Source organism: Microbacterium sp. NPDC060117, from assembly GCF_042729315.1.
Lineage (GTDB): Bacteria > Actinomycetota > Actinomycetes > Actinomycetales > Microbacteriaceae > Microbacterium.
Genome location: NZ_JBHWXR010000004.1, coordinates 742604 through 758642, shown reverse-complemented (window position 1 = coordinate 758642; position 16039 = coordinate 742604). Strand labels below are relative to the sequence as shown.

The following is a 16039-nucleotide window of genomic DNA, read 5'->3' as shown; positions in this document are numbered from 1 at the left end:
GGCATCGTCGTTCACGGCCCTTCGACGGGCTCAGACCGGTCAGACGGCGACCGACACGTCCTCGCGGACGCGGCGGGTGGCCTCGACGATGTTGCGCAGCGAGGCATTGGTCTCCTCGTAGCCGCGGGTCTTCAGGCCGCAGTCCGGGTTGACCCAGAGCTGGCGCGTCGGGATCTCCTCGACCGCGCGGCGCAGCAGCGTCTCGACCTCGGACACGTCGGGGACGCGCGGCGAGTGGATGTCGTAGACGCCCGGGCCGATGCCGTGGTCGAAGCCGGCCGCGGCGATGTCGGTGACGACCTCCATGCGGCTGCGGGCGGCCTCGATCGAGGTGACGTCCGCGTCGAGGGCCCGGATCGCGTCGATGACCACGCCGAACTCCGAGTAGCAGAGGTGCGTGTGCACCTGCGTGGCGGTCTCGGCGCCCGCGGTGGAGAGGCGGAAGGAGGCGACGGACCAGTCCAGGTACGCCGGCTGGTCGGCCTTCTTCAGCGGCAGCAGCTCGCGCAGCGCCGGCTCGTCCACCTGGATGACGCCGATGCCTGCGGCCTCCAGGTCCGCGATCTCGTCGCGCAGCGCGAGAGCCACCTGATTGGCGGTCTCGGCGAGCGGCTGGTCGTCGCGCACGAACGACCAGGCGAGGATCGTGACCGGCCCCGTCAGCATGCCCTTCATCGGCTTCGCGGTGAGGGACTGCGCATACTGCGACCAGGCGACGGTGATCGGCGCCGGACGCGAGACGTCACCCCAGAGGATCGACGGGCGGGTGGCACGGGATCCGTAGGACTGCACCCAGCCGTTCTCGGTGACGTCGAAGCCGTCGAGGTTCTCGGCGAAGTACTGCACCATGTCGTTGCGCTCGGGCTCGCCGTGCACGAGCACGTCCAGGCCCAGGTCCTCCTGCAGCGCGACGACGCGACCGATCTCCTCGCGGAGGAACCCGTCGTACTCGCCCGCCGTGATCTCGCCCTTGGTGAACTGCGCGCGGGCGCGGCGGATCTCGCCGGTCTGCGGGAAGGACCCGATCGTGGTGAGCGGGAGCGCGGGCAGGTCCAGAGCGATGGACTGCGCTGCCACGCGCGCGTCGTAGTCGCCGCGGTCGAAGTCGGCCTCGGTGAGCGCGGCAGTGCGGGCGCGGACGGCGTCCACGCGCACGCCGGGGGCGCTGAGCCGGTCCGCCAGGGCGGCGGAGGCGGCATCGAGCTCGCCGGCGATCGCGGCCCGCCCCTCGGCGAGGCCCTTCGCGAGGGTCGTGACCTGCGCGACCTTCTGGTCGGCGAAGGCGAGCCAGCTCACGAGGCGGGCGTCGAGCTTCGACTCGTCCTCGACGTCGTGGGGCACGTGCTGCAGCGACGTGGAGGTCGACGCGGAGACGCCGGCGGCGCCGAGGCCACGGAGCGCCTCGAGCGTGTCGAAGGCGGCCGCGAGGTCGCCGCGCCAGATGTTGTGCCCGTCGATCACACCGCCGACGAGGACCTTGTCGGCGAGACCCGGAACGGCGGCGGGAACGGTGCCCCGCACGAGGTCGAGACCGATGGCCTCGATCGGGGCGGCGGCGAGCACCGCGAGGTTCGCATCGAGCGCGGCGTAGGGCGCGGCGACGAAGACGGCGGGGCGCTCGGTCAGACCGCCCAGGACGGCGTAGGCGCGCTCGGCGGCGGCGCCGAGCTCGGCCACGGACGACGGCAGCGACTCGCTCACGAGCGCGGGCTCGTCGAGCTGGACCCACTCCGCCCCGGCGGCCGTGAGCGCACCGAGCAGCTCGGCGTAGACCGGGATGAGGTCATCGAGCCGGGACAGCGGGTCGAAGCCCTCGGGCGCCTCGTCCGCCGCCTTGGCGAGCGCGAGGAAGGTGACGGGGCCGACGATCACGGGGCGGGTACGGAAGCCGGCCGCGGCCGCCTCCTGCACCTGGCGCACGATGCGGTCGCTGGAGAGGGAGAAGACGGTGTCCGGGCCGATCTCGGGCACGAGGTAGTGGTAATTCGTGTCGAACCACTTGGTCATCTCGAGCGGCGCGCGCTCACCCTCGCCGCGTGCGATGGTGAAGTACGCCGGCAGCCCGATGGTTCCGTCGGCGGAGCGCAGGTCCTCGAAGCGCGCCGGGATCGCGCCCACGGTGACGGCGGCGTCGAGCACCTGGTCGTAGAACGAGAACGACTCGGGGATCGCGGAGTCGGCACGGCCCAGGCCCTGCACGGCGAGACGCTCGCGCGTCGTCGCGCGCAGCTCCGCAGCGGTGCGCTCGAGCTCGGCCTCGTCGATCCGTCCGGCCCAGAACGCCTCGACGGCCTTCTTGAGCTCACGGCGACGGCCGATGCGCGGGTAGCCCAGGATGGTGCCCTCGGGGAATGCGGTCATGACGGTCCTCTCTGACGGAAGGGGGAAGGAAGCGGGCGCGTACACGCCGCGGGACTCTGTGAACTGCGGGACCTCGCGCGGGGAAGCGCTGCTCTCGGGAAGCACCCCTGACGCCTCGAGCACGTCCAGCACCGTGCGGTGCTGGTTGAACGCGTACAGGTGGACGCCCGGCGCGCCACCATCCACGAGCTCGCGCACGAGCTCCGCCGCATGGGCGACGCCGATCTCGGTGCGGCCCTCGGCAGTCGGCTCGACCTCGAGCTCGATGGACAGCTCGGCGGGAATCTCCTCGCCGCTGAGCTCCAGCACCCGGCGCAGGCGCGCGGGCGATGTGATCGGCATGATGCCGGGCAGGATCGGGATGGTGACGCCGGCGCGACGGGCCCGTTCGACGAAGGCGAAGTAATCGTCGGGGTGGAAGAACAGCTGCGTGATCGCAAGAGTCGCGCCCGCGGCCTGCTTGGCCAGCAGCGCGTCGATGTCCTGGTTCCGGTAGGTCGAGCGCGGATGCCCGTTGGGGTAGGCCGCGACGGCGATGTTCACCTTGCGGCGCGGCGTCACCTGCACGGCTCCGGGAACACCCGGGATCGGCCGCTCCTGATAGGGCGCACGCTCCGCCTGCGCCCGGTCGATCAGCTGGACGAGCTGGGCCGAGCTCTCCAGGTCTCCGAGGAACGGCTGGCTCTCGTCGAGCGGCGGATCGCCGCGCAGGGCGAGGAAGCTGAGGATCCCGGCATCGAGGAACTCCCGGATCAACCGCGAGGCTCCGGCGTAGGTGTTGCCGACGCAGGTGAGGTGCGCGAGCGGCTCGACCGAGGTGTGCTCTCGGATGTAGCGCAGCACGTCGAGCGAGCGACCGCCGACGGATCCGCCCGCGCCGTAGGTCACGGAGATGAACCGGGGCGCGGCGGAAGCGAGCTGCTGGATCGTCTCATGCAGCGCCTCGATGGGCGCCGTGGTGCGCGGCGGGTAGAGCTCGAAGGAGATGGGCACGCGCGGCAGCACCGCCCCGGCGGGGGCGAACGGCGGCGCGTCGAAGGACATCTCTCTCCAGGGTCGGGGCGGTCACCCCACGCTAGGCGGCGTCGCGATGCGCCGCATGCTGTGTTTCACCATGTGTCGGCGCGCGCTCTTCTAGGCTCGGGTGATGAGCTCTCCGCACGGATCCTGGCCCTCCCCGCTGTCCGCCGCCGACCTCGCCGTCGCCGGCGCGAAGATCGACGGCGCCCGGTACGCCCTGGGCGGCATCTGGTGGAGCGAGTCGGTACCGCAGGAGCGCGGACGCATGCGCGTGATGCGCCGCGACGGCGAGGGCGCGGCGCGGGAGGTGCTGCCCGCACCGTGGAACGCTCGCTCGCGCGTGCACGAGTACGGCGGCGGTGCATGGACAGTGGCAGAGGACGGGACGCTGTTCTTCGTCGACGGCGAGGACCAGCGCGTGCACCGCCTGGATCCCGGCGCCGATGCGCCGGTGCCGCTGACCGTCGCAGGGGCGCAGTACGGCGGCCTCCGTCTGCAGCAGGGGCGCCTGTTCGCGGTGCGGGAAGACCTGCGCGCCGACCCGCACAAGCGGGCGATCGTCGAGATCCCGGTCGACGGCTCCGCCGCGGAGGACGACGATGCGATCGTCACGGTCCTCAGCGGCGACGGCTTCTTCGCGCATCCTGCGCTCTCCCCCGATGGCACGCGTCTCGCCTTCGTGGCGTGGGACGAGCGGCACATGCCCTGGGAGCACGCGTTCTGCTTCGTCGCGAACCTGCTCACGGGAGCGCGCACGCCCGTTCCGGCGCGCGCCCCGCTGCAGCCCGAATGGATCACCGACGACGAGCTGCTGTTCGCCGACGACCCGACCGGCCGCTGGAACCTGCACCGTGCCCGGATCGGCGAGCAGCCCGTGCCGCCGATACCGACGCCCCCCGCCGAGACAGCGTCGTTCGCCCTCGCCGACGCCGACACCGGCGGCGGACTGTGGGTGCTCGGGCAGCGCTGGTTCCGAATCCTCGAGGACGACAGGATCCTCGCCGTCCGCACGAACGGGTCCGATGCGCTCGTCCTGCTCGACGTCGACGGCGTGCTCCTGCGCGAACTCGACGTGCCCTTCGACGGGGACCTGAGCCTCGAGGACGCGCGCGGATCCCGCGTGCTGATCACGGCGCAGGGACGACGGGTCACCCCCGGCCTCTGGGAGCTCGACGTCGATGCCGGCACCGTGCGCGCGGTCCGCGGCGGGGATCCCGTGGATCCGGCGTGGGTCCCCGGCGCTCGCGCGGTGACCTTCGACGGGCCGCACGGCCCGGTGCACGCCTTCGACCACGCCCCCGCGAACCCGGACGCCGACGCGGATCCGGACGCTCTGCCGCCGTACATTGTGCAGGTGCACGGCGGGCCGACCGCCCACGCGTCGGGCGCGCAGGCGGGCTGGATCACCTACTTCACGAGCCGCGGCATCGGCGTGCTCGAGGTGAACTACGGCGGTTCGACCGGGTATGGGCGCGCGTACCGCGAGCGGTTGGACGGCCTGTGGGGCATCGTCGACGTGGACGACGTGCTGGCTGCCGCGCGGGGACTCGCCGAAGCCCGCATCGCGGACCCCGCCCGCATCGCGATCCGCGGGGGCTCCGCCGGCGGATGGACGGTGCTGTCGGCCCTGGTGCGCGGCGGGGTGTTCGCGGCCGGTCTCGACCGGTACGGGGTCGTGGATCTGCGCCTGCTGGCCGAGGAGACGCACGACTTCGAACGCTCCTACCTCGACGGCCTCGTCGGCCCGCTGCCCGAGGCGGAGCAGACCTACATCGACCGTTCCCCGCTCACCCATGCCGACCGCATCGACGTGCCGGTGCTGATCCTGCAGGGCGCGGACGATGCGGTCGTGCCGCCCTCGCAGTCCGAGGCGATCCGCGACGCGCTCGCCGACCGCGGCGTGCCGCACGAGTACCGTCTGTTCGAGGGCGAGGGGCACGGATTCCGGCAGGCAGGAACGATCGCCGCCGCCGCCGAAGCCGAGCTGCGATTCCTCGGCCGCGTGTTCGGGTTCGACCCCGCGCCGTAGACGCCGAGCCCGGGGAGGCCCGTGAGGGCTACTCCCCCAGGCGGTTGCGCGAGCGCATGGCGCGCTCGGCTTCGCGGGAATCCTGGCGCTCGCGCAGGGCCTGCCGCTTGTCGTACTCGCGCTTGCCCTTGGCGAGGGCGATCTCGACCTTGGCGCGCCCGTCCGAGAAGTACAGCCGCAGCGGGATCAGCGTGTAGCCACCCGCGGAGACCGCGTGCGAGAGCTTCGCGATCTCCTCCTTGTGCAGCAGGAGCTTGCGGATCCGCTTGGCCGAATGGTTCGTCCAGTGCCCCTGCGAGTACTCCGGGATGTGCACGGCATCGAGGAACGCCTCATTGCCCTTGATGAAGGCATAGCCGTCCGTGAGGTTCGCACGCCCCTGGCGCAGCGACTTCACCTCGGTGCCGGTGAGCACGAGTCCCGCCTCGTACGACTTCTCGAGGTTGTAGTCGTGACGTGCGCGACGATTGGTCGCGATGACCTTCTCCCCGCGTTCCCTGGGCATGGCACACTCCTGATCCTGTACTGACATCGCCTGAATCCGTGCCGCGCGGGCGCACGGCAGCCTGTCAGCCTATCAGGCGCGGAGCCAGCGACGGATCGCGAAGCCGGCGCTGAGCGCCGCGAGGATCACGCCGATGCCGATGAGCACCGGAACCACGAGCACCGCGTCCTGCCAGCCGACCCAGGTGGTGATGAACGCCACCCGCTTCGTGAGGTACTCCTGCACGCCGAAGTGCACGCCCAGCAGCACCGCGACACTCGCGAGCACCGATCCGATGACCGCGGCGAACACGCCCTCCAGCACGAACGGCGTCTGGATGAACCGGTTCGAGGCGCCGACCAGCCGCATGATCCCGATCTCCCGCCGCCGCGCGTACGCCGACAATCGGATCGTGGTGCCGATGAGCAGCACCGCCGCGATCAGCATCAGCACGGCGATCCCGACCGCGATGTAGGTCGCGACGGTGAGCGCATTGAAGAGCGGATCCAGGTACTCCAGCTGATCCTTCACCTCGTCCACGCCCTTGATGCCGCTGAAGGCCTCTGCGATCACGGCGGACTGGGTCTGGTCCTTGAGGTTCACCTTGAACACCGCGTTGACCTGGTCCGCGGTGAGCACGCCGGCGTAGTCCTTGCCGACGAGCTTCAGGGTCTCCTGGTAGGCCTGGTCCGCGGTCTGGAAGCTGCTCTTCGCGATGAGCGGCTTGAGGGTGTCGCCGTCGAGCTCGGCCTGCACGGCCTTGATCTGGTCCTCGGTCGCGGTGCCGCCGATGCAGCCCGGCGACGTCGACACCGACGAGCACATGTAGATCGCGACCTGGGCGCGATCCTGCCAGTACGCGCGCATGGTGCCGATCTGCGCTTGCATCAGGATCGCCGCGCCTACGAAGGTGAGCGAGACGAAAGTGACCAGCACGACCGAGATCACCATGGAGGCGTTGCGGCGCAGGCCTGTGAGCGCCTCGCCGAGGATGAGTCCGAACCTCATGACGTCGGACCAACTTCCTCGTCGTCGCCGGTATCGAGTCCGAGCCGATCCGCCACGCCCAGTTCGGCGAGGTCGACGGCCGGGACGGTGATCGGATGCGTCGCAGGGCGCGCGTCGTCGGACGGCTTGACCGTCGGCTGCGCGGGTGCGGAGGCCGGTACGGCCGCCGCCTGATGGGCCTCGGCAGGGGCGGGAATCGGATCCGCGATCGCCGCCTCGGTCTCGCGGTGCACCTCCCGCACGGTCTGCAGTGCCGCCGTTGCCGCGGCTCCGCGGACCGCCTCGGGCTCCAGTCGCGGGACGTTGGAGGTGTCGCCGTAGCCGCCGCCGACCTCGTCGCGCACCATCTCGCCGTCGCGCAGCTCGATCACGCGGCGCTGCATCTGGTCGACGAAGGCGGCCTCGTGCGTGGCCATGACCACCGTGGTGCCGCCGGCGTTGATCCGCGCGAGCAGCTGCATGATGTCGACCGAGGTGCCGGGGTCGAGGTTTCCGGTCGGCTCGTCGGCGAGCACGATCTGGGGGCGGTTCACGATCGCGCGGGCGATCGCGACACGCTGCTGCTCGCCGCCGGAGAGCTCGTGCGGCAGGCGCTTCTCCTTGCCGCTCAGGCCGACGAGGGCGAGCGCCTCCGGCACCGCCTGCTGGATGAAGCCGCGGGAGGCGCCGGTCACCTGGAGGGTGAACGCGACGTTCTGGTAGACGGTCTTGGAGGGCAGCAACCGGAAGTCCTGGAAGACGGACCCGATGCTGCGCCGGAAGTAGGGGACCTTGCGGTTCGCGATGGACTTCAAGTCGCGTCCGAGCACGGCGACGCGGCCGGACGTGGGCGACTCCTCACGGAGGATCAACTGCAGGCAGGAGCTCTTCCCGGATCCCGACGCGCCGACGAGGAAGACGAACTCGCCTCGCTGCACCTCGAAATCGACCCCGGAGAGCGCGGGACGCTTGGTGCCGCGATAGCGCTTGGTGACGTTCTCGAATCGGATCATGGCTCATCGAGCCTAAGCGGGCGGCGCGCCCAGTCCGCGAGCGACACCCCAGAGGCTGTCCGTTCCCGGTTATGAGGTGGCTGGGATCGTCAGGACGGCTCGTTGCCGATCACGAATGCGAGAAACGTGACGATCACGCCGAGCAGCGCCAATCCCGCCGCCGTCGCGCCGACCGCGCGCCATGCCCTGGTCGTGCTCATCCACGCACCTCCTGTGACGCCCTGGATAGCCTTCGATTCTACCGCGGTCGACGCCGCGGCCACCAGGAACTCCGCGTCAGAGCCGGATGAAGATCGGCGGGCCGGAGCTCGCCCACGGGGCATGGTGCTCGACGTAACGACCCCAGTCCGGCGAGTCGATGATGCCGCCCGCACCGTCCCAGATGCCGATGTGCCGACCCGGCCACCACACCAGATCGCCCGCGCGCGCCTCGTCGGCCGAGATCACGGTGCCGAGCGCGGCCTGGTTGTCCGCACCGCGGGGCAGGCTGATGCCGAAGTGCCCGAACACGTACTGCACGAGGCCGTCGCAGCCGAAGGAGTCGCTCGGATCGGCGCCCCAGCCGTAAGGGACGACACCCACGAACGTCTGGGCATATGCGACGACCGCGTCGCCGGAGTAGTTCTGCGGAGCCGCAGCAGCCGACGTTGCAGCAGAAGCGGCGGGAGCCGGGTCAGGGGCGACGACCGGCGCCGGCGGCGTGTACAGCACGTCGAAGGCGGCGCGGGTCGTGCTGGCCCCCTGCGCGGAGGAGGCCACCGTGTAGGTCTGCGGGGCGACGACGAGCGACACCGTGTGCACGGAGGAGGTCGGCGCTCCCGGCGAGAAGGCGTACGCCGCCGTCGCCGCCACCGGGACGATCAGCGCCGCGATCGCGCAGCCTGCCGCCGTCTTCCGTGTCACAGTCATCGGGAACTTCCGTGTCACAGCCATCGGTTCACCACACTACGACAATCGCGGCCGCGGCACCCTGGAAAGTCCCTGAGCCATCGGAGCCGGACGATCAGTCGTCGTCGTCCTTGCGCTTGCGCCAACGGATCCCGGCCGAGATGAAGCCGTCCAGGTCGCCGTCGAAGACCGTCGCCGGGTTGCCCGATTCGTGTCCGGTACGCAGGTCCTTCACGAGCTGCTGGCCGTAGAGGAAGTAGGAGCGCATCTGGTCGCCCCAGCTCGCCGTGATGTTGCCGGCGAGCTCCTTCTTCTTGGCGGCCTCCTCCTCCTTCTGCAGGAGCAGCAGTCGGGTCTGCAGCACGCGCATGGCGGCGGCGCGGTTCTGGATCTGCGACTTCTCGTTCTGCATCGACACGACGATGCCGGTCGGCAGGTGAGTGATGCGCACGGCCGAGTCGGTGGTGTTGACGGACTGCCCGCCGGGTCCCGACGAACGGAACACGTCGACGCGGATGTCGCCCTCGGGGATGTCGACCTCGGTCGCCTCCTCCATCAGCGGGATGACCTCGACCGCGGCGAAGGACGTCTGGCGCTTGTCGGCGGAGCCGAACGGGCTGATCCGGGCGAGGCGGTGGGTGCCGGCCTCGACCGAGAGCGTGCCGAACGCGTAGGGCGCGTCGACCTCGAAAGTCGTGGACTTGATTCCCGCGCCCTCGGCGTAGGACGTGTCCATGACCTTGACCGGGAACTTGTGGCGCTCGGCGTAGCGCAGATACATGCGCAGCAGCATCTCGGCGAAGTCGGTGGCGTCGTCGCCGCCGGCGCCCGAGCGGATCGTGATGATCGCGGCGCGCTCGTCGTACTCGCCGTCCAGCAGGGTCTGCACCTCGAGCTGGTTCACGGTCTCGGTGAGGGAGGCGAGCTCGGTGCGCGCCTCGGCCGCCGAGTCCTCGTCCTCCATCTCATTGGCGAGTTCGACGAGCACCTCGAGGTCGTCGAGGCGCTGCTCGACCTCGGTGACGCGCTTGAGCTCGGACTGGCGGTGGCTGAGCGCGCTCGTCACCTTCTGCGCCTTCTCGGGATCGTCCCAGAGGTCGGGCGCGCCCGCTTCCTCGCTGAGGCGTTCGATGTCGGCGCGGAGTCCCTCGACGTCGGCGACCTCGCGGATGTCGCCGAAGGTCTGACGGAGGGCCGCGATTTCGGCGGAGAGATCAAGTTCGAGCATGGCACCTCAGAGTATCGCGCGCGGCGACGCCCTGACGAACCCTCGGGCCAGATCATCCTCGCCTTCAGGTGTGCGGCACGGCATCCGCGCACGGGTCTACCGTGGAGTCGTGGCGGAACGGGCGATCTCAGTGCTGTGGAAGTTCGGCCCGATGGTGTACCTGCCCACGCTGCTGTTCTCGCTCGGCGAGGGCGCGGTCGTGCCGCTCATCCCGGTGATCGCGGCGAGTCGCGGGGCGACGCTCGCCTCCGCCGGCCTCATCGCGTCGGCGCTCGTGGTCGGCCAGCTGTGCGGCAACATCCCTGCCGGATGGCTGGTCGCGAAGGCCGGCGAGAGGTTCACGATGGTGATCGCTGGATCTCTTTCGCTGATCGGTGTGATCGCGGGAGCCCTGGCGCCGAGCCTCATCGTGTTCACGATCGCCGTGTTCGTGGTCGGCATGTCCGCGGCGGCCTTCGGGCTCGCCCGGCACGCGTTCATGACGACGAGGGTGCCGCGGGAGTTCCGTGCCAGGGCGCTCTCCCTGCTCGGCGGATCCTTCCGTGCCGGCATGTTCGTGGGCCCGTTCCTCGCGGCCGCGCTGCTCGCGGTGTTCCACACCGAGAACGCTGCCCTGTGGTTCTTCGCGGTGCTCCTCGTCGCGCTGATCCTGCTCGTCCTGTTCGGACCGGATCCGGAGGCGCAGGCGCAGTCGGCCGCGGCGGAGAACGGGAGCCCCGTCGAGGACACCGGCGAGGCCGTGAGCGGCTCGATCCCGACGATCGAGCGCGCGGGCGTCTTCCGCACGATGTGGCGCAACCGCGGCGTGCTGGGTCGCCTGGGTCTCGCCGCGGCGAGCCTCTCGGCCGTGCGCTCCGCCCGCCAGGTGGTGCTGCCGCTGTGGGGCGTCTCGATCGGGCTGGACGCCTCGTCGATCGCGCTCGTGGTCGGCGTCTCCGGCGCAATCGACTTCGCCCTGTTCTACGCGAGCGGGCAGGTCATGGACCGCTTCGGCCGTCTCTGGGCCGCGTTGCCCGCGATGGTGCTGATGGGCGCGGGCTTCCTGGTGCTCTCGCTCACGCACGACGGGAGCACGAACGTGCTCTGGTTCGGGATGATCGCGGCGGTGCTGGGCGTCGGCAACGGGCTGTCCAGCGGCATCCTGCTCACGCTCGGGGCGGACGTGGCTCCTCAGTCGGAACCGGCAGCGTTCCTCGGCTCCTGGCGCACGCTCACCGACGCCGGCGGCGCGATCGCCCCTCTGCTGTTCTCGGGCATCGCGGCCATCAGCTCGCTCGCGATCGGCGCCGCCGCCATGGGCGCGATCGGCGTCCTGGGCGCCGTGGGATTCCTGCGCTGGATCCCGAGGTTCGTGCCTCGACGCACGGACTCCTGACTCCGGCGACCGGCTCAGCCCAGCGCTCTCTGCGCGTCACTCCAGCGCGGTGCGACTCGTACCGGTGGACTGGATCGTGAGCATCGTCGGCACGAAGTCGCTGAGCAGCGGCGGCGTCCACGGCGCGCGCACCGTGACGCGGGCGGAGAGCCCATCGGGGCTGCTCGCGGAGACCAGCTCGGCGCCGTCGTCGATGATCCCGATCACCGCGCTCGCCTGATCGGCGATCTCCGCGTCGTCGAGCTCCGCGCGGATCGCCTCGCCGTCGATCTGCACACGGAACCCGTCGGCTCCGGCGAGCGCGGCAGCGTCGGCCACGGAGTCGAGCCGCTTCTGGGCGATGTACAGATCCGTCGCGCACACGCACACGTAGATCAGCGCGATCGCGAGCACCAGGTATCCGAGGATGAGCGGCATCGTGCTGCCATGTTCGTCGTCGAGCAGCGGAAGGCGCCGTCTGCGAGGTTCGTCCGATCCACCGATGCCTCGGAGTTCGCCGGGTTCGCCGGCTCGGCCCCTGCTCCGCATCGCGCTCATCCGCCGATCCAGGTGCGTGAGACCTTGTACGCCGAAGACGCCTGCACCGGAACGCTCCCGACGCGATCGAGCCCGAACACCGGCGGGACGAACGGAAGCGCGACGTTCGCCGTGACGGTGACCACGACGGTCGCCCCGGCGGACGGGCATTCTGCGCCGAGCGGTGCGCACTGGATGTCGACGACGACGGTGGCCGGATCCATCCCGTACTCCTCGATCGCCGATTGCACGGCGGCATCGGCACGAGCGGACGCGTCGTCGGCGTCGGTCGCCGCGCTCATGGTGCGAGCCGTGTGCCGCGCCGCGGACTCGACGCCGAGCATCTGAGACTGGATCGCACCGAGGGCGAGCACGAGATAGACCAGCGGCACGAGCAGGATCACGCCGAGCCCGATGAACTCGAGCGCTGCGGATCCGGTCTCCGCCGACGTCTCGCCGTCGGGCCGGGACTGGTCGAACAGGTCATCCGTTCTGGCTGAACGACTCCATGGGGGCACGACCCGTCACCTCCAACCCCGACGGCACCCCGAGCAGGCCGATGAGCGGCAACGTGGTTCGCACGGTGATCTCCATGGTCGGCACGCCCAGCGCGGTCGTCTCGTGCACGCTGACGTCCTGCGCGTAGTCGGCGCCGACGGCGCGCCCGATCACGAGCATGGCGCGCTGCACGCCCTCGCCCGGCTCGGTGTCGGCGAGCGCCGCGACGTGCGCCCCCTCGACGGCGGCATCGTGCACGACGTTGCGCACGTAGACCGCGAGTGCGAACTGCAGCACTCCGAGCGTGAGCGCGGTCAGCAGCGCGCCGACGAGCACGAACTCGACCGGGCTGGAACCCCGGTCGTCGTCGAGTACGTCGCTCAGCCGCCGCACGCCGCGCATAGTCGGATCAGAGTCCGCTCACGCGCGCGATCGCCTGCTCGAACAGGTTCGTGAGCGCGGGGCCGGCGACGGCCCAGATCAGCACCACGAGGCCGGCCGTCATGAGCGTGATGAGGACCCAGCCGGGAACGTCGCCGCGCTCCGGATCGTCGAGGTCGTCGAAGCGCGGCGGATCGAGCCGGGCCGAGATGCGATCGATGAACATGTGGGGTTCCTTTCGAGAAAGCGCGGTCAGCCGATGCCGAGCCGCAGGATGAAGACGCCGGGGAAAACGGCGAACAGGACCGACAGCGGCAGGATCAGGAACACCAGCGGAAGCAGCATGAGGATCTCCTTGCGCCCGGCCTGTTCGATCAGGCCGCGCTTGGTCTCCTCGCGCGCATCCGATGCCTGCGCCTGCAACACCGATGCCAGCGGCGCTCCGCGCTCGAGCGCCGCGACGATCTGATCGACCGCACGGGTAAGCGGAGGGATCTGCAGTCTCTGCGCGCCATCGCCGAGTGCATCGGCGAGGGAAGACCCGGTGTTCACCGCGAGGATCACGTTGCGCAGCTCCCCGCTGAGCTCACCGGACCCGGCCTGCCCCACCCGGCGCAGCGCATCCGGGAGTCCTTCTCCTGCGGACAGGCACAGGGCGAGGAACTCCAGGACCGTCGGCAGCTCCTCGGTGAGCCGCGCGACGCGGGCCTTCGCCCTGGCACCGAGCAGCACGTCGCAGGCGACACCCGCCGTGATCGCCGTCAGGACCGGCAGCAGCACGACGGGCGCGGACATGCGTCCGGCGAGCACGAGCGCGACGGTGGCGACGGCACCGACGCCCAACCCGACGAGCACCCAGACCAGCTGACGGCTGCGGAAGGCCCCGGGCCCTCCTGGCGAACCAGCCTGCGTCATCCGCAGGGCGACCCCGGCGTCACCACCGCCGAACAGTCCGAACGCGCCCTTGACGCGCGCTGCCCAGGATCTGCCGGCAGGCATCCGCCACGGCAGGCGCTCGACGGGATCCGTGAGGTCGGCGACGTCGCGGACGTGCGGTGCGATCCGCGTGCTGAGGTTCGCCCAGCGCCACCGCGGGAAGGCGGCCAGCACGAGCAGCAGGCCCGCCGCCAGCAAGCCACCGAGCAGCACGGCGACGGCGGCGTCCGACAGCGCGCTCACCGGAACCACCTCCGAGGCTCCGGCAGTCGGCCGATGCGCAGCATCACCCGGAATGCCACGAACGACACCGCGGCCCCACCGAGGATGAGCGCGACGCCCTCGGGGCTGGTGTACGCCTCGACACCCTCCGGACGCAGCAGGAGCAGCACGAGGATCACCCACGGCGCGATCGCCCCGAGCACGGCAGCGCCGCGGATCCAGGACTGCCGCGCCTCCACCTCGGCACGCAGCGCGGCCTCCGCCCGCACCGAACCGGACAGCGCCCGCAGCACCGTGCTGAGCTCGGTGCCGCCGACCTCCCGCGCCATGCGCAGCGTCTCGACGATCCGGTCCCCGACCGGATCCGCGAGAGCCTCCTTGAGCTTCACCGCGGCCGCATCGAAGCGCCCCGTCGCGTGCAGATCGCGCGCGAAGGCGGCGAACGCGGGGCGGAGCGGAGCCGGTGCGGCCTCCTCGAGGCCAGCGACCGCGTCGGGCAACGGCATGCCGACCCTGATCGACGCGATCAGCAGATCGCACACATCGGGCCAGAGCCCGCGTCGCAGCCGCAGCAGCCGCTGCCGCCGCGACCGCAGGAACACCACGGGCGTCGCAGCTCCCGCCACGGCGATCACGAGGGCGAATGCCGCAGTCCCCGTGGTCAGCCACGCCACCGACCCCGCGACGAGGCCGCCCGCGACGACGCTCGCCCCGAGCACCCGCGCATCCGACCGGAATCCGGCCTCGCGCAGCAGCCTGGTCGCCGCACCCGTGCGGGGAGCGCGCGCCGCGCGTCGTCCGGCAGGCCACAACCAGGGCGACGCCGCCAGAACGACGCCCGCCGCGAGGAGCGCACCGAGAAGCACCGTCATGCGATGCCCTCCCCCATGGGCATGCCCCGAGCGGCATACGACACCGAAGCCGGGAACAGCGCCCGATGGGTGATGCGCCCCTCCGCATCCACGCCGAGCGGCGCGATCACCTCTGCGACGCGACGCCCGCCGTCCGCCTCCCGACGGCAGTGCACGACCAGGTCGACGGAGGCGGCGAGCGCCGGCGCGATGAACGCGCGATCGATGTTGCGGCCGGCGAGCAGCGGCAGCATGGTCAGCTTGTCGAGCGCCTCCGCGGCCGAGTTCGCGTGCACCGTCGCCGCGCCGGGGATGCCCGTGTTCAACGCGAGCACCAGGTCGAGCGCTTCGGCATCGCGCACCTCGCCGACCACGAGCCGGTCCGGCCGCATGCGCAGCGCCTCCTTGACGAGGCGGCGCAGCGTGATCTCGCCCGTGCCTTCGAGGCTCGCCTGACGCCCCTGCAAGGCCACGAGATCCGGCGCCTGCACGCCCAGTTCGAAGGTCTCCTCCACCGTGATCACGCGCTGGTCCACGCATTCGGCGACCAGCGCTGCCAGCAGGGTGGTCTTACCGGCATGCGTCGGGCCCGACACGACGACGCTGCGCCCCGCGCGCATGGCGTCGGAGAGCATCTCCGCGACCGGGACGGGCACCATCCCCTGAGCGACGAGCGACTCCAGGCTCCGGTATCGCGGGACGAACTTCCTGATGTTCACCGCCCAGGAGCCGCGGACGACGTCGGCGATCGCGACGTGCAGACGGGATCCGTCCGGAAGGGACGCGTCCACGAACGGCTGCCCGATGTCCACCCGCCGTCCCGTGGAGTGCAGCATGCGCTCGACGACGTCCCGCAGCTGCGCCTCGGTCAGCGTGATCGGCACGCGCTCGCTGCGTCCTTCCCGCGCGATGAACACGCGGGAAGGACCGTTCAGCCAGATCTCCTCGATCGTGTCGTCCTCGAGCAGCGGCTGCAGCGGACCGTATCCGGCGACCCCCGCGAGGATGTCCCGCACGCACGCCGCCTCGTCGTCGATCGTGGCGGTGCCGCGCGCCAGTGCCTGATCGTTGTGACGGCGCACCTCGAACTGCGCGATCCGCCGCGCCTCGTCCGGATGCACCGACGGATCCGTGCGCTCGGCGCGCAGCCGGGCGCGCACCCTCTCGGTGACGGCGGCGGTCGACAGGCTCACCCCCGCATCGTCGCAGGATCCGCGGATCCGCCTCGGAAGTTATCCACAGACCCGCGC

General features: G+C 71.1%; 15 protein-coding genes and 1 pseudogene. 2 read left to right on the top strand and 14 right to left on the bottom strand.

Translation table 11 applies throughout. The features are described from left to right. Positions 1-39: 39 nt before the first annotated feature. Entirely contained in the window at positions 40-2361 is a 2322-nt protein-coding gene (metE, locus tag ACFWCK_RS19170; RefSeq protein WP_378807404.1) for a 5-methyltetrahydropteroyltriglutamate--homocysteine S-methyltransferase, read from the bottom strand. Positions 2362-2478: 117 nt separating this feature from the next. Further along, a pseudogene (locus ACFWCK_RS19165) lies at positions 2479-3405 on the bottom strand (methylenetetrahydrofolate reductase); the annotation flags it as partial. A gap of 103 nt (positions 3406-3508) precedes the next feature. Here ACFWCK_RS19165 and ACFWCK_RS19160 point away from each other — a divergent pair. Beyond that, positions 3509-5410, top strand: a complete 1902-nt coding sequence (locus ACFWCK_RS19160) for a prolyl oligopeptidase family serine peptidase (protein ID WP_378807345.1) — start codon at positions 3509-3511, stop codon at positions 5408-5410. 28 nt (positions 5411-5438) lie between these two features. On the opposite strand, the gene smpB is transcribed toward ACFWCK_RS19160, so the two are convergent. The 5 genes from smpB to prfB all read right to left on the bottom strand — a co-directional run bounded on the left by smpB (position 5439) and on the right by prfB (position 10010). Beyond that, on the bottom strand, positions 5439-5915 hold the full coding sequence (smpB, locus tag ACFWCK_RS19155; RefSeq protein WP_105689301.1) for an SsrA-binding protein SmpB: 477 nt from the start codon (positions 5913-5915) through the stop codon (positions 5439-5441). A gap of 72 nt (positions 5916-5987) precedes the next feature. Then, entirely contained in the window at positions 5988-6902 is a 915-nt protein-coding gene (ftsX, locus tag ACFWCK_RS19150) for a permease-like cell division protein FtsX (RefSeq protein ID WP_233312840.1), read from the bottom strand. Continuing rightward, entirely contained in the window at positions 6899-7894 is a 996-nt protein-coding gene (gene ftsE, locus ACFWCK_RS19145; protein ID WP_378807344.1) for a cell division ATP-binding protein FtsE, read from the bottom strand. The genes ftsX and ftsE overlap by 4 nt, the downstream gene beginning before the upstream one ends. A 276-nt stretch (positions 7895-8170) precedes the next feature. Further along, complete coding sequence (locus tag ACFWCK_RS19140) at positions 8171-8803, bottom strand: C40 family peptidase (protein WP_378807343.1); 633 nt, start codon at positions 8801-8803, stop codon at positions 8171-8173. Between the two features lie 94 nt (positions 8804-8897). Then, entirely contained in the window at positions 8898-10010 is a 1113-nt protein-coding gene (prfB, locus tag ACFWCK_RS19135) for a peptide chain release factor 2 (RefSeq protein WP_233312837.1), read from the bottom strand. Between the two features lie 151 nt (positions 10011-10161). On the opposite strand from prfB, the gene ACFWCK_RS19130 reads away from it, so the two are divergent. Next, complete coding sequence (locus ACFWCK_RS19130; protein WP_378807403.1) at positions 10162-11385, top strand: MFS transporter; 1224 nt, start codon at positions 10162-10164, stop codon at positions 11383-11385. A gap of 36 nt (positions 11386-11421) precedes the next feature. Here the strand turns inward: ACFWCK_RS19130 and ACFWCK_RS19125 are convergent, their stop codons facing one another. From ACFWCK_RS19125 to ACFWCK_RS19095, 7 genes are all read right to left on the bottom strand, one after another. Further along, complete coding sequence (locus ACFWCK_RS19125; protein ID WP_378807342.1) at positions 11422-11802, bottom strand: hypothetical protein; 381 nt, start codon at positions 11800-11802, stop codon at positions 11422-11424. Between the two features lie 116 nt (positions 11803-11918). After that, the gene (locus ACFWCK_RS19120; RefSeq protein ID WP_378807341.1) at positions 11919-12419 is read right to left on the bottom strand and encodes a TadE family protein; all 501 of its coding nucleotides are present in this window, start codon (positions 12417-12419) and stop codon (positions 11919-11921) included. Further along, complete coding sequence (locus ACFWCK_RS19115; protein WP_378807340.1) at positions 12385-12801, bottom strand: TadE family protein; 417 nt, start codon at positions 12799-12801, stop codon at positions 12385-12387. Before ACFWCK_RS19115 ends, ACFWCK_RS19120 begins: the two co-directional genes overlap by 35 nt. 7 nt (positions 12802-12808) lie before the next feature. After that, positions 12809-13006: a hypothetical protein gene (locus tag ACFWCK_RS19110; protein WP_233312833.1), complete on the bottom strand. Its 198-nt coding sequence runs from the start codon at positions 13004-13006 to the stop codon at positions 12809-12811. 26 nt (positions 13007-13032) lie between these two features. Beyond that, entirely contained in the window at positions 13033-13959 is a 927-nt protein-coding gene (locus tag ACFWCK_RS19105; RefSeq protein WP_378807339.1) for a type II secretion system F family protein, read from the bottom strand. Beyond that, positions 13956-14810, bottom strand: coding sequence for a type II secretion system F family protein (locus ACFWCK_RS19100; RefSeq protein WP_378807338.1), 855 nt, complete (start codon positions 14808-14810; stop codon positions 13956-13958). The genes ACFWCK_RS19105 and ACFWCK_RS19100 overlap by 4 nt, the downstream gene beginning before the upstream one ends. Then, on the bottom strand, positions 14807-15982 hold the full coding sequence (locus tag ACFWCK_RS19095) for a CpaF family protein (protein ID WP_378807337.1): 1176 nt from the start codon (positions 15980-15982) through the stop codon (positions 14807-14809). Before ACFWCK_RS19095 ends, ACFWCK_RS19100 begins: the two co-directional genes overlap by 4 nt. Positions 15983-16039: the final 57 nt, after the last annotated feature.

Bases quoted from the DNA above. Each gene is read 5' to 3' on its own strand.
- ACFWCK_RS19140 (WP_378807343.1), bottom strand. From the start codon at position 8,803: ATGACTGTGACACGGAAGACGGCGGCAGGCTGCGCGATCGCGGCGCTG.
- prfB (WP_233312837.1), bottom strand. From the start codon at position 10,010: ATGCTCGAACTTGATCTCTCCGCCGAAATCGCGGCCCTCCGTCAGACC.
- metE (WP_378807404.1), bottom strand. From the start codon at position 2,361: ATGACCGCATTCCCCGAGGGCACCATCCTGGGCTACCCGCGCATCGGC.
- ftsX (WP_233312840.1), bottom strand. From the start codon at position 6,902: ATGAGGTTCGGACTCATCCTCGGCGAGGCGCTCACAGGCCTGCGCCGC.
- ftsE (WP_378807344.1), bottom strand. From the start codon at position 7,894: ATGATCCGATTCGAGAACGTCACCAAGCGCTATCGCGGCACCAAGCGT.
- smpB (WP_105689301.1), bottom strand. From the start codon at position 5,915: ATGCCCAGGGAACGCGGGGAGAAGGTCATCGCGACCAATCGTCGCGCA.
- ACFWCK_RS19160 (WP_378807345.1), top strand. From the start codon at position 3,509: ATGAGCTCTCCGCACGGATCCTGGCCCTCCCCGCTGTCCGCCGCCGAC.
- ACFWCK_RS19130 (WP_378807403.1), top strand. From the start codon at position 10,162: ATGGTGTACCTGCCCACGCTGCTGTTCTCGCTCGGCGAGGGCGCGGTC.
- ACFWCK_RS19115 (WP_378807340.1), bottom strand. From the start codon at position 12,801: ATGCGCGGCGTGCGGCGGCTGAGCGACGTACTCGACGACGACCGGGGT.
- ACFWCK_RS19125 (WP_378807342.1), bottom strand. From the start codon at position 11,802: ATGCCGCTCATCCTCGGATACCTGGTGCTCGCGATCGCGCTGATCTAC.
- ACFWCK_RS19100 (WP_378807338.1), bottom strand. From the start codon at position 14,810: ATGACGGTGCTTCTCGGTGCGCTCCTCGCGGCGGGCGTCGTTCTGGCG.
- ACFWCK_RS19110 (WP_233312833.1), bottom strand. From the start codon at position 13,006: ATGTTCATCGATCGCATCTCGGCCCGGCTCGATCCGCCGCGCTTCGAC.